Below are 13,066 nucleotides of genomic sequence, written 5' to 3' on the forward strand. Positions count from 1 at the left end.
AATCTAAATAGGTCTCATCCATTAAGCAGACATCCAAAATCTACGATTTTGTGATGGTCGCTTACTCCTCTGACAGAAGGAAGAGGAGTTTCATTTTTAACAAGACCTATTTAGTTAACTGATTTAGATCTTTACTTTGAATACAGTTTGTTCCTTAATATCAGTTGCAAGAGAGTCTAAAGCTACACCAACTCTATGATATCTTAATTTCCACTGCTGCTCCTTAGAATCTGCAGGGCTTCCAAGTGGATATGGAATAGATATTGTTGGAACTATTCTATTTGCACCTACTGTTGTTGCTACAGGAATTAAATTACACATTTGAACAACTGGGAATCCAGCTCTTTCAATTTCTTTTACCATTGTTGCACCGCAACGTGTACAAGTTCCTCAGGTGGAGGTCATTACAACGGCATCTACATTTGCTTCTTTTAGATGTACAATAATTTCTCTTGCCATTCTAGCAGCCTCACCTTGAGTAGTTCCTGTTCCCACTGTGGAGTAGAAATACTCATGAAGTTTACCTATTTTACCCTCTTTTTCATAGGCTCTTAAAGCATCTAATGGAACTATTACATTAGGGTCTGAATCTGCTGCTGCTGGGTCAAAGCCTGCATGTATTGTCTTGAAGACTCCTCCTTCTAATCTATCTAACTTTGATATGTCATATTTACCCCATCTTGTTGCTGAGGCAGATTGAATTCTATCTGGGTTGTCCACAGGAACTATACCGCCAGTTGTTACACAAGCTATATTTGCCTTACTTAAATCATTAATAGCCTCCGCTATAGGCACTCTGTCCATTTTAGGAATAGGCAGTTCAGTTACAAATTCTTCCCCTTTTAGTTTCTTTAACATCATTTCCACTACTCTATCCGCAGCTGGCTTTCCTGACTCAAGCCAAACCTGATGTCTTTTGCCTCTTCCATAATATCCTTCTTCTTCTGCTGAAAGAAGCTTCTCACCGCTTAATATTTTATTTCCAAAATCAGCCATTGCCTTTATGTCTTTTCTCATTCTTCCAGCATTATTTCCACCCTTAAATATATAGACATCCTTTTTAAACATCTCAACACCTGGATTTTCAATATGCATTGAGGATATAACTGGTACGCCGAACTTCTCTTTTACAGCTTTACAAATAACTCCACAAGCATTTCCATATCTTCCAGCTTGGAAAGCAGGTCCTGCAAAGAATATGTCAAACTCTTTTCCCTCTAAGAAGCCTAGTATTTTCTCTACCGCTTCCTTCTCATTTGAACCCATAAAGTTATCTCCACATATTATTGTGTGAGTAACTTCTGTATCTTTTAGTTGTTTGCTTAGCTCTAAAGCAGGTCCAACTAACCCATCTCTTATTTCTGGAGAAAAATCTGCTTTATCTTCTCCTCCTATTTGTCCAAAGAATTGATTTATATATAGAATTGCTTTCTTCATCTAATCTGCACCTCCTAAAACTCTTTCATTGTTTTTGGTGACCATCCACAGGCCTGATCTCCACAGAACATTGCATTGTTTTCCATAATAATTGAACCATCTTCTCTTACTGAAGGTCCTAATATTTCATCGTTTGCCCAGCCTCCAGAAAGACCATCTCTAGCTAGTGACTGTAACTCTCCTATAACTGTTTCCATTGGCGGCAATTCAATTAACTCTGAAACGTTTCCTGTTGACACAATGGCATCAGCTTTTATATCTAAGGATACTAAAGGCTGTGATTCCCCATCTCTTCCAGTACATTCGTTTGTAATACCACAAGTTTTAACTCCAGCTTCTTCTAAAGCTACTATACAAGCTATGAAGTCAGCATCTGGATTACCATATCCTTCTTCTGCAACAATTGCTCCATCTGCTCCTAGAGATTTTGCCATTTGAGCCACAAATAGAGCTGAACGTTTCTTTTGCTCTAGTGCTACGTTAAGGTTGGACATTATAACTCCTAAGAAGTTAAGAGTCTTTCCATGTTCAGCGTAAAGCTTCTTAATAGTTGGATTGTTCTGAAAATCATATGTAGCCCACTTTGAGGAACATGGCATGAAGCTTCCTGAAATAACAGCTCCGTCTAAAACTTCATTTGGATGCATAAAGGTAGGAACCATGTGATTTGCATCCCATCCATATACTAAATCGTTATATCCCATTTCCTCCATCTGTGATTGAGGTTGCATTACAAATACAACTGATGGCAATTCTTGAACCTCTTTTGCTCTCTTGGTAACTGGTTCTAATTCAAAGGTTTCTATTTCTTCTGGTTCTAAATCTTTAACAGCATTTCCAATAAACTCAGCCAATTTATGTCCAGCCCATCTTAATGCCTTATTTTTCTTTTGCTGCTCATGTTTTTCAAAATCTTCGTCTGTATCTCCTACAAGGACTATGTTCTTTAACTGAGAATAGTAACTGTACTTTGCACCTTCTCCACTCATATCTATTAAACCGTCTTGGAATCCACCCCAGTGTTTTCCAACTACTAAAACACTACAGCCTTTAAGTGCATGAGTTCGTCCTTCCCCTACTGGAATAACCTCTCCTGTAACCCCTGGAAATAAAGTGTTACCGTTTACTTTTACTCTAGGCTCAATTGCCTCTTTTACAGGAACTAAACGAACCTTGTCTCCTGGTTTTACAATTAGTATGTCAGCTTCTGTAATGTGTTCGTCTTCTAACACAAAATCTAGTGCTTCCTTCTTATTTATTGTTAAAATTCCATTTTCGTAGGAAGTCTTTTCTCCAAAAACAATATCTTTCACATGAAAATTTCCAAATTCTAATTTCACTTATACCACACCTCTTTCATAATAAATATCCATAGTGTCACCATGATTTGTTTTTTTAAAACATAATTCAACTTTTTGAAACATAATTCAACAGCGCTATTTGTTTAAATAGTATCACAATTCATATCATTTTGTAAACATGATTATAATATAATCACGATTATATTGTTATAAAAATAACAAATACCTTTTATTACATATTTCAATAATATTCTAACCTTCCTTATTCTCTAGCTTAAGAGCATGTACTCTAAATTTTAATTATAGAAATTATTAATATATTTTATTATGTTATGTAATAATACAAGTCCATGCTTTTAAAAAAGTGAAATTTAAGATATAATTGTTATGCTTACTAGTGTGTTAAAATTTTTTGCAAGATGGTGATTTTAATGGAAATGGATAAAAAAGCTATTCAAAAAAAATGAATGATGAAATATTTTATAGATGCAGTTCAAAAAATAATAAAAGAAGAAGGCATTGATTTTGTTACTATTAGAAAAGTTTCAGATATAGCTGGATTTAATAGCGCTACAATCTACAACTACTTCAACAATTTAAATGAGCTGATATTTTTTAGTTCAATTAAATATTTAGAAGACTATGCTCACGATCTTTCTAATTATGTTAAAAATCATGATAATGCTTTAGATACTTTTATGAACATATGGAAATGCTTCTGTCATCATTCTTACTCTAACCCAAAAGTTTACTACAATCTTTTTTTTGAAGAAAGAGTTAATCCTTCAAATAGTTCAATTAAAAACTATTTTGATATTTTTTCCGATGAAATAAATAATCAATCTGAAGAATTACTTCCAATGCTTCTAGGGGAAAGAATTTATGATAGAAATCTAACTGTCCTAAAGAAGTGCGCTAATGAGGGGTTTATAGCAGAAAAGGATTTGGAACAAATTAATGAAATGATTTTGTTAATTTACCACAGCATGCTTTATAAGGTATTAAAACGTCAATGCGATTATACAGTTGAGGAAGCAACAGAAAGAACACTAAGCTATATAAGCCATACAATAGATTCATTTAGATAAAAAGTCTAAACAACATAAAATCTAAAGAATTATTTAAATCAAACTCTAATCGCAAATTTATTAGTAAATTTGAAATTAGAGTTTGGTATTTTTTAAGGAGTAAATTTATGGGCAAAATAATTGAATTTAAAAAGTTTAGTAAGAGAATTAATAAGGATAATCTAAAAACACAGAGTTTTTCTACTGATATCTTTCCAGAGGAAGATTTTATATACATTAGAAGAGAAATAGAATTTAATCTAGATGAAATGGATGAACTTCTTAATTGTATTTATAAACAAATATCGATTAACGATACTCTCATAATTAGTACTGAAGATAACTATGAATTCGAAAAAACGACTTATTTAAAAGACTTTAATGATAAATTACATGATATTATGTATTTTTTGACAAATACTTCATATCAGAATCCAATTACAATTAATATGAATTTTTTAGAACTTCAGTATTTAGTTGGTACTTTACAATTAGAAACTGAAGTTCTCGAAGACTCCGATGCTTCTATAGATAATGATGCATCATCAGATTACTTTAAAGTTATACATAAAATATATCACAGACTTTACCCAGTATATAATTCTTGGAAAAAAGAATTATATGAAAACTAAGCTATTTCTGATATAATTATAATAAAATTCAAAAAATTTATCTAAATAGTGTTTAAAGAACAACTGGGAGGAAAAAATGTTTGATGCAAATTACAGAATCATAGACGAATCTACATGGCAAGGGCGAATTGACAGTGACAGTAATTATGATGCCTTTAGGTGGCATCAATGGGTTAAAAGTATCGATCTAAGAGACAGAAGCTTAACTCCCTACACTGGAAAACTAGGTTTCGCTTTTATTGGTTTTTGCTGCGATGAAGGTGTTAAACGTAATAAAGGTAGAGCTGGCGCTGCTAATGGTCCACAAAGTATTAGAAAAGAACTATCTAGTTTACCATGTCTTTTCACAAAAGACGTTGAGATTTTTGATGCTGGAAACATACTTTGTGAAAATATATCTCTAGAAGAAGGGCAAAATCTACTTTCAAAAGCAGTGTCTAAAATTTTAGATTTAAATCTTTTCCCAATAGTATTAGGTGGTGGCCATGAAACTGCTTTTGGAAACTATAATGGTATACTAGATCACTTGTCTCAAAACAATTCTAGTCCAAGCATTGGTATAATAAACTTTGATGCTCATTTTGACCTTAGACCATATCCTAATGGCAGCAGCTCTGGAACAATGTTTAGACAGATATCAGATATTTGTAAAGATCGGAATCTAGATTATTCCTATTTCTGTCTTGGAGTCCAAAAACACAGCAACACTGTTGATTTATTTAAGACAGCAGATAAACTAGGTGTTAAGTATATATTAGCAAAGGATATGATAAATACTGATAATTATAGTCTTTTAGAAAAGTTAGATGATTTTATAAAGCTTCAAGAACATGTTTATATAACAATATGTTCTGATGTATTCTCCTCTTCTTTTGCACCTGGTGTAAGCGCTGCTCAGCCTTTAGGATTGGACCCTGAAAAGGTATTAAACTGTCTCAAGCACATTATAAAATCTAAGAAAGTAATAGGTTTTGATATATGTGAGGTTTCTCCAAGATTTGATCAAGATAGTACTACTGCAAATTTGGCTTCAATTATAATTTTCTCAGTAGTTAATACTATATGTCAAATTCACAATTTATGTGATGAATACTAAAATAAGATCAATATAATGGGAAAACTAACTAGAAAGTTAGTTTTCCTATATAAAATTTTATTACATTGACCTCATCGCTATAAATATCGCATAAATTAACATAGCAATAAAATACAGCGAAACTATCATTAATATATTACCAATTAGTCTTTGAGTTTTTCTTTTTCTATATGAAATAATTAGAAAGGAACCAAATATAACTAGCCCTCCTACTAACATCATTATAGTGTTAAGCTTAGAAACAAAAATATATCCTTGTATATATAGAAGAATTCCTAAAAAAATAATACTAGGTAGAACTCCTCTTTTCTTTATAGCATCTTTTCTATTTATAATTTTTTTCTTGTCCATTGTAATTATCTCCTTATCTTATCTTATGTTACTTTCAAGTCTATATTATAATCAAAAATACATAAATATTCTATATGTTTATTTATTGCAAGCAAATAAAAGGTCGTAATACAAGTAAAAAAAGAAATAGAATCAATTTAAATGTTAATTCTGTTTTCCTTTTTCAAATTATAACATAGTAGTAATTTCTAAATTACTTTCCTTTGAAAGATCAATATATTCAGAGTTGACACTAACAATTGGCTTTGAAATATCATGTGGAGGAACGTATAAAATTTCTCCAGTACTTCCGTTATTCAATAGAACCTTCGAACCAACGTAGCAAGCAGCCAAAGTTCCCAAAAAAGTATTTATTATATGTATATCAAAATAACCTATACTATCATTCTGAAGCATTTCAAAAGCTTTAAAGGGAGTTTCCCTTTTTCTATATACTCTTTCTGATATAATCGCATCATATACATCTGCAATAGCAATTATTTTAGAATATATACTTAATTCATCTCCGTCTTTTCCTACAGGATATCCTGATTTATTTATTCTTTCATGATGAGTTAAAATAACTTCTTTTACATCATCTGAAATAACGCTTAGATCTTTTACCATGTTATATCCATAAATAGGATGCTTTTTTATCTCTTCAAACTCTTGAAAATTTAACTTTCCTCTTTTATTTAAAATTTCAGTTGATACCTTTATCTGTCCAATATCGTGCAGTAGTCCAGCTTGAACTATTTCATTTATCTCATTTTTAGTTAAGCATAACCATTTGCCTAGCAGCATTCCATAAAAAGATACATTTACGCTATGATTATATAAATACTGATCCGCTGTTCTTAGTTCACTGAGGCATTTAACAATATAGTATTCATCATTTATAGAGCTATAAATAGAATCAGATATTTTATTTATCCTTTGTACATTTACCTTTTCCCCTCTAGATAAATCATTTATTAATTCATTAATTTCTATGACATTCTGTTTATAATCCTTCTTTAACTTTGAAAAAGCAGTATCCATGACTTTAGGTGTTTCTTTCTCAGAATTTCCATATACCCATATACACTCTATTTCAAATGCTATAAGCTTATTTTTTATATAATTATTTATAATCGTATTTTCTACGGCAATAGTTGCACCATATTTACTTATTATTTTTTGTGCAATTATGTCTCCTAAATTACACTCTGAAACTAATATGCATACTTTTCTCATACCTATCTCCTCAAAAATACAAAATTATTATTTTTCAACTTAATTTTATCCGATGCCTACCGCCACTAACATCCCAACTTCTTAAAGTTGGGGATAAGTGGCGCTACGACCCTGGATAACGGCTTCTAAGCTTCAGATGGAGTTTAAAACTTCACCTGAAGCCAAGAATCCTGTTTATATAATTATAACACTAAATAACATAATTTTCACATATTAGTATTTTAGTTTCCTTAAGGCATCTTCAAAAAAATGAAAAACTATAAGAGACAACCACATGGGTCGACCTTATAGTTTTTTCTATAGTTTTATTTCTTTTACATAAGTCTTTTGCAAGCTTAGAAATCTGTTTATACCTCTAATTCTACTTTCTTCTCTACTGCTTCAAGGAGTTCACCATTTATCATAAGCTCTTCACATTTGTCTAACTCTTTATACATGATTTTGTCTTCTTCAATAAAGCTTATTTTTTCTCTTATTACTTTGTATGTTTCACTAGTACCTTTACCTAGCTTAATTCTATCTCTAAAATCTATAGCTTGACATGCGGCCATAAGCTCTGTTGCAAGTACTCTTCTAGCATTATTTAAGATGTCTAAGCTCTTTCTAGCTGCAATAGTTCCCATACTTACATGGTCTTCTTGGTTTGCTGATGAAGGTATAGAATCCACTGATGCTGGATGGGCAAGAACTTTATTTTCTGATACTAAAGCAGCAGCAGCATATTGTGTAATCATAAAACCAGAATTAACTCCACCATTTTTTACAAGGAAAGGCGGTAAATCATTTAATTGAAAATTCACTAATCTCTCAAGTCTTCTTTCTGATATGTTAGCAAGTTCAGCTACTGCAATACCAAGAAAATCGAAACTCAACGCCATAGGTTGTCCATGGAAATTTCCTCCCGATATTACATCTCCATTTTCAAATACAATTGGGTTGTCCGTTGCGGAGTTTATTTCTATCTCAACTTTTTCTTTTACATAATTTATAGCATCCTTGCTTGCACCATGAACTTGTGGTACGCATCTTAGTGTATATGCATCTTGAGTTCTTATTTCTCCTTGATTAGTTATAGAAGAACTATCTTCTATTAGAGCAAGCATATTTTTAGCTGTTTGTATTTGCCCTTTGTGAGGTCTTACCTCATGAACTCTTGGATCAAAAGCATTTCTTATTCCCCTTAAGGCCTCTAATGTCATTGCTGCTGTAATATCACTAAGCTTTAATAGATTTGTAGCATTATATACAGCTATGGCACCTACTGCAGTCATTACTTGAGTTCCATTTATTAGAGCTAGTCCTTCTTTTGCTACCAATTCTACTAATGGTATACCTGCCTTTTCCATAGCTTCCTTACCTGACACAATATTGCCCTTAAACTCAGCTTCGCCTTCCCCAATCATAGGTAATACCATATGTGAAAGTGGTGCTAAATCTCCAGATGCTCCTAAGGATCCTTTTTCAGGTATAATAGGATGTACTTCTTTGTTAAGCATATCTATTAAAGTCTCTAAAGTACTTAATCTTATTCCTGAATAGCCTTTTGATAGAGCATTGGCTCTTAATAACATTATAGCTCTTACTATTTCTTTAGGAAATTTTTCGCCTGTACCACAGGAATGAGATATTATCAAATTTCTTTGAAGAGTTTTGCATTCTTCTCCTGATATAACTATATCAGAAAATTTTCCAAATCCTGTAGTAATTCCATAAACTACTTTATTGTTACTAACTATGTTATCAACTATCTCTCTTGATTTTTTAACCTTTTCCTTAGCATCATCAGTAAGTGCTACTTTATACCCCTTATATGCAACATTTATTATATCTTCTAATGTAAGATTTGTTCCGTTTAATTCAATAATCCCCATGTTTTTTTCCTCCTTAACTTCTTTTAAACTCTACACCAATTTACTTTCTATGATTCCCATGATTTCTTCTTTTTTCTTCTTACTATTTTCCAATAGATATTTGCACTTATTTTTCAACTCTTCTTTGCGCTCTTCATCTTTTAAACCCATGATATTTATTTTTACGTTTAATATTGCACCCTCTATAGCAGTTTCCACTAATGACGCTGCAACTCCAGCATCTGACACTGCATTTTTATTTCCATACTGTACTGCTATATAAATATGATCATAAAGCTTATATGCTTTTTCAGCCACCTGCAGTGGTATTTCTAAAGCCTCTTTATTACCCTCTGCTATTTTTTCTTTTCTACTTCTGATTTCATCTTCTGTAGTTTTAGGCATTTTAAAAGCTTCCATTAATGACAAGAAAGCATTAGTATCTCTTTCCATAAGTTCTAAAAACTCTACTTTATATAAGTTAACTTCATTAAAGGAATCGTCAACTTTTTCCTTTAATGATTCATCATACTCCATGTATTCTTTCTTTCCAATTGTAAGATTGAATACCATGCTAGCTAATGCACTAGCAAGGGAAGCAGAAAGCGCTGCTATGCTTCCGCCCCCTGGTGCTGGTGATTTAGATCCTAACTCATCTATAAAATCTTTTAAGGCTAGATTTTGTAACATTTTACAATCCCCCATTTTAATATAAAGTTACTTCTGCTTATACACAGGTTTTCCATCCTGAACTACAATTGACCCATTTTTAATTACCTTATCTACTGCATTTACTCCAAAATGGTAGAATAAATAATTTAAATTTTTAGCATTAAATATAGCTAAATCTGCCTTCTTGCCAATTTCAATACTGCCGATTTCTTTTTCTCTACCAACTGCACAAGCAGCATTTATAGTCATTGCATTTATTATTTCCTCTGGCATCATTCTAAGCCCAAAACAAGCAAAAGTCATAGTACTTTGTAATGATTCAGTTGGAGAAGTTCCAGGATTACAATCAGTGGATAAGGCTACTGGAACACCCTCTTCTATCATTTTTCTTGCTCTCGCAAACTTATTTAGCATTAAGTAAAAGGATGTAGTTGGTAACAATACTGCAATAACATTGTTATCAGCCATAGCCTTTATGCCTTCATCTGAAGCTGCTACTAAATGCTCTGCAGATACAGCTTTAATTTCTCCAGCAAGTTCTGCTCCTCCTATAGATTCTATTTCATCTGCGTGAAGCTTAGCTTTAAGCCCTAACTCTTGTCCTGCTTTTAAAATTTTTCTAGCCTCTTCTACAGTGAATACTCCTTCTTCACAGAAACAGTCAACAAAATCAGCTAAATTATTCTCTTTAATATAAGGCATTACTTTATTAATCATAAGATTTATATATTCTTCCCTATTGCCTTTATACTCTTTAGGTATAGCATGTGCCCCAAGATATGTTGAGACTATATCCATAGGATGGGTTTTGTTTAAGTTTTTGTTTACTTGCAGCATTTTTATCTCATTTTCAAAATCTAAGGCATACCCAGATTTACTCTCAACTGTTGTAGTACCATGTGAGAGCATTAAGTCCAATCTTTTTCTAGTTTCAGCCTCCAGCATTTCTTGTGAAGCTTCTCTTGTTTTACTTACAGTACTCAATATACCGCCACCAGCATTAAGTATGTCTATGTACTTCATCTTTTGAAGCTTTAATGGTAATTCAAACTCTCTTGATCCTGCATACACTACATGAGTATGACTGTCTATAAGTCCTGGAGTTACAGTTTTACCTTGAGCATCTACTACAACTCTATTATCATTTAAATATTTTTTATATCCATCACCACTGCCTACGTCTACTATGAAGTTATCTTCTATTACTATATAACCATTTTCTATTATGCCAGCATCTTTTAATTTATCTTTAGTTTTAGGGAAGCTACCAGCACAAGTTACTAGACAACTTATATTCTTAATTATCATTCAATTCCCTCCAATATTTATCCGGTGATTACCCGCTCTTTACTCGCTCTTATCAAAGAGCGGGTAGTCACTGGATTCCTTCAAGGTTCTACTTTATTTAAAAATATTTAGAAACTGCTTTTGTTACTAAATCATCATCTGCTAAATATGGAAGTGTTACATGATCTGTACCTTCATGAGTTTTATTAAACTCTATTACTGTTTCAATTGAATGTTCATTTCTTGCCCATGAACGTCTTGAAACTCCTCCCATAACATCCCAAGTCATTGCTGATTTAATTATTTCATCTATTCTATAACTTCCATCTAAGACTAGTCCAAAACCTCCATTTATGGATTTTCCTATACCAACACCACCACCATTATGAAGAGCTACAAGGCTCATACCTCTAGCAGCATTACCAGCATAACATTGAACAGCCATATCAGCCATTACATTACTTCCATCTTTAATGTTTGAAGTTTCTCTAAATGGAGAATCTGTACCACTAACATCATGGTGGTCTCTTCCTAGCATTATAGGACCAACTTCACCTTTTCTTACCATTTCGTTAAATTTAAGAGCTATATTTACTCTTCCAGTTGTATCTTGATATAATATTCTTGCTTCAGTTCCTACTACCATGCTATTCTTTTCTGCATCTTTTATCCAGTTATAGTTATCTCTATCCTGATATCTTCTATTAGGGTCTATACATTCCATAGCAGCTTTATCTGTTTTAATTAAGTCTTCTCTCTTACCGCTTAAGCATACCCATCTAAATGGTCCATAGCCATAGTCGAATAATTGAGGTCCCATTATATCTTCTACATATGAAGGGAATATAAATCCGTCTTTTTCATCTATTCCATTCTTAGATATTTCTTGAACACCAGCATCATATATTGCCTTCATAAATGAATTACCATAATCGAAGAAATAAGTTCCTTTTTCCACTAAAGCTTTTATTAACTCAAAATGACGTCTAAGAGTCTTATCTACTAACTTAGCAAAAGTTTCTCTGTCTTCTGCAAGTAATCTTGTTCTTTCTTCAAAAGTAATTCCGCTTGGACAGTATCCCCCTTCATATACATTATGACAGGAAGTTTGGTCTGATAATAAATCTATTTTTATATTGTTATTAACTGCATATTCAAGTAGATCTACTATATTTCCTTCATAAGCAATTGAAATAGGTTCTTTTTTATCTACATATTCTTTAGCAATCTTAAATACTTCTTCTAAGTTAGATGAAGCTTTAGTAACCCATCCTTGTTCAAGTCTTGTGTTTATCCTTGATCTATCTACTTCTGCAATTATACCTACACCATTTGCTATTTCCATAGCTTTTGACTGAGCACCACTCATTCCGCCAAGTCCTGAACTTACAAAAATATATCCTCTTAAGTCTCCATCATTCGGAATACCAAGTTTCATTCGTCCAGCATTTAGTAGTGTGTTAAATGTACCATGAACTATACCTTGTGGTCCTATATACATCCAACCACCAGCAGTCATTTGTCCGTAATTTGCTACACCCATCTCTTCAGCTATTTCCCAATCTTTTAGGTTATCAAACATACCAATCATTAGGGCATTAGTTATTATTACTCTTGGTGCATTTGGATTGGATTTAAATAATCCAAGAGGATGCCCTGATTCAATTACTAATGTTTGATCTTGAGTCATAACCTCTAAATATTTCATTATAAGTCTATACTGCATCCAATTTTGACACACACTTCCTGTTTCTCCATAAGTAACCAATTCATAAGGATATAAAGCTACTTCAAAGTCTAAGTTGTTATCTATCATAACTTGGAAAGCCTTGCCCTCTACACAATTTCCTTTATATTCATCGATTGGTTTTCCGTATAGCCTTCCTTCAGGACGGAATCTATATCCGTATATTCTTCCTCTTGTAGTTAACTCTTCTAGGAACTCAGGAATCAACTGTTCATGATATTGAGATGGTATATATCTTAAAGCATTTTTTAAAGCAATTTCTGTTTGCGCTTTAGTTAAATTGAAGCCTCTATTTGGTGCTCTTCTTATTCCTTTTTCAAATTTAGGCATCTCAGGTAATACATCGTCTAATCTTACAGTCATAGCATCTTTAATATCTATATTATTAATCATGGTATATCCTCCTTATTT

11 protein-coding genes are annotated in these 13,066 nt (G+C 32.4%); 3 read left to right on the forward strand and 8 right to left on the reverse strand.

Annotated elements, in window-relative coordinates; translation table 11 throughout:
• Nucleotides 1-123 precede the first annotated feature (123 nt).
• Together grdH and I6U51_RS05855 are read right to left on the reverse strand one after the other, a co-directional pair.
• Nucleotides 124-1,437 carry a betaine reductase selenoprotein B gene (gene grdH / locus I6U51_RS05850; protein WP_211141748.1) on the reverse strand — a complete coding sequence of 438 codons (1,314 nt, stop codon included), beginning with the start codon at nucleotides 1,435-1,437 and terminating at the stop codon, nucleotides 124-126.
• A 14-nt stretch (nucleotides 1,438-1,451) separates the two neighbouring features.
• Nucleotides 1,452-2,777, reverse strand: coding sequence for a glycine/sarcosine/betaine reductase component B subunit (locus I6U51_RS05855; protein ID WP_211141749.1), 1,326 nt, complete (start codon nucleotides 2,775-2,777; stop codon nucleotides 1,452-1,454).
• A gap of 428 nt (nucleotides 2,778-3,205) precedes the next feature.
• Between I6U51_RS05855 and I6U51_RS05860 the strand changes: the two genes are divergently transcribed.
• From I6U51_RS05860 to hutG, 3 genes are all read left to right on the forward strand, one after another.
• The gene (locus tag I6U51_RS05860) at nucleotides 3,206-3,826 is read left to right on the forward strand and encodes a TetR/AcrR family transcriptional regulator (protein ID WP_211141750.1); all 621 of its coding nucleotides are present in this window, start codon (nucleotides 3,206-3,208) and stop codon (nucleotides 3,824-3,826) included.
• Between the two features lie 107 nt (nucleotides 3,827-3,933).
• Complete coding sequence (locus I6U51_RS05865) at nucleotides 3,934-4,437, forward strand: hypothetical protein (RefSeq protein ID WP_211141751.1); 504 nt, start codon at nucleotides 3,934-3,936, stop codon at nucleotides 4,435-4,437.
• A gap of 76 nt (nucleotides 4,438-4,513) precedes the next feature.
• The gene (hutG, locus tag I6U51_RS05870) at nucleotides 4,514-5,533 is read left to right on the forward strand and encodes a formimidoylglutamase (protein WP_211141752.1); all 1,020 of its coding nucleotides are present in this window, start codon (nucleotides 4,514-4,516) and stop codon (nucleotides 5,531-5,533) included.
• Nucleotides 5,534-5,593: 60 nt separating this feature from the next.
• Here hutG and I6U51_RS05875 read toward each other — a convergent pair whose 3' ends face one another.
• From I6U51_RS05875 to I6U51_RS05900, 6 genes are all read right to left on the reverse strand, one after another.
• The gene (locus tag I6U51_RS05875) at nucleotides 5,594-5,884 is read right to left on the reverse strand and encodes a hypothetical protein (protein ID WP_211141753.1); all 291 of its coding nucleotides are present in this window, start codon (nucleotides 5,882-5,884) and stop codon (nucleotides 5,594-5,596) included.
• Between the two features lie 168 nt (nucleotides 5,885-6,052).
• Entirely contained in the window at nucleotides 6,053-7,099 is a 1,047-nt protein-coding gene (locus tag I6U51_RS05880; RefSeq protein WP_211141754.1) for an HD-GYP domain-containing protein, read from the reverse strand.
• A gap of 347 nt (nucleotides 7,100-7,446) precedes the next feature.
• Nucleotides 7,447-8,970 carry a histidine ammonia-lyase gene (gene hutH, locus I6U51_RS05885; protein ID WP_211141755.1) on the reverse strand — a complete coding sequence of 508 codons (1,524 nt, stop codon included), beginning with the start codon at nucleotides 8,968-8,970 and terminating at the stop codon, nucleotides 7,447-7,449.
• 30 nt (nucleotides 8,971-9,000) lie between these two features.
• Nucleotides 9,001-9,639 (reverse strand): cyclodeaminase/cyclohydrolase family protein, encoded by a 639-nt coding sequence (locus tag I6U51_RS05890; RefSeq protein WP_211141756.1) that lies wholly within the window; start codon nucleotides 9,637-9,639, stop codon nucleotides 9,001-9,003.
• 27 nt (nucleotides 9,640-9,666) lie between these two features.
• A complete protein-coding gene (gene hutI, locus I6U51_RS05895) occupies nucleotides 9,667-10,929 on the reverse strand; it encodes an imidazolonepropionase (RefSeq protein WP_211141757.1) in 1,263 nt (420 codons plus the stop codon).
• Nucleotides 10,930-11,026: 97 nt separating this feature from the next.
• A complete protein-coding gene (locus I6U51_RS05900) occupies nucleotides 11,027-13,048 on the reverse strand; it encodes a urocanate hydratase (RefSeq protein ID WP_211141758.1) in 2,022 nt (673 codons plus the stop codon).
• Between the last annotated feature and the right edge of the window lie 18 nt (nucleotides 13,049-13,066).

This window comes from Clostridium aciditolerans (assembly GCF_016316925.1).
Classification (GTDB): Bacteria; Bacillota; Clostridia; order Clostridiales; family Clostridiaceae; genus Clostridium_AM; species Clostridium_AM aciditolerans.

Bases quoted from the DNA above. Each gene is read 5' to 3' on its own strand.
- hutH (WP_211141755.1), bottom strand. From the start codon at position 8,970: ATGGGGATTATTGAATTAAACGGAACAAATCTTACATTAGAAGATATA.
- hutG (WP_211141752.1), top strand. From the start codon at position 4,514: ATGTTTGATGCAAATTACAGAATCATAGACGAATCTACATGGCAAGGG.
- I6U51_RS05890 (WP_211141756.1), bottom strand. From the start codon at position 9,639: ATGTTACAAAATCTAGCCTTAAAAGATTTTATAGATGAGTTAGGATCT.
- I6U51_RS05900 (WP_211141758.1), bottom strand. From the start codon at position 13,048: ATGATTAATAATATAGATATTAAAGATGCTATGACTGTAAGATTAGAC.
- hutI (WP_211141757.1), bottom strand. From the start codon at position 10,929: ATGATAATTAAGAATATAAGTTGTCTAGTAACTTGTGCTGGTAGCTTC.
- I6U51_RS05860 (WP_211141750.1), top strand. From the start codon at position 3,206: ATGATGAAATATTTTATAGATGCAGTTCAAAAAATAATAAAAGAAGAA.
- I6U51_RS05865 (WP_211141751.1), top strand. From the start codon at position 3,934: ATGGGCAAAATAATTGAATTTAAAAAGTTTAGTAAGAGAATTAATAAG.
- I6U51_RS05875 (WP_211141753.1), bottom strand. From the start codon at position 5,884: ATGGACAAGAAAAAAATTATAAATAGAAAAGATGCTATAAAGAAAAGA.
- I6U51_RS05880 (WP_211141754.1), bottom strand. From the start codon at position 7,099: ATGAGAAAAGTATGCATATTAGTTTCAGAGTGTAATTTAGGAGACATA.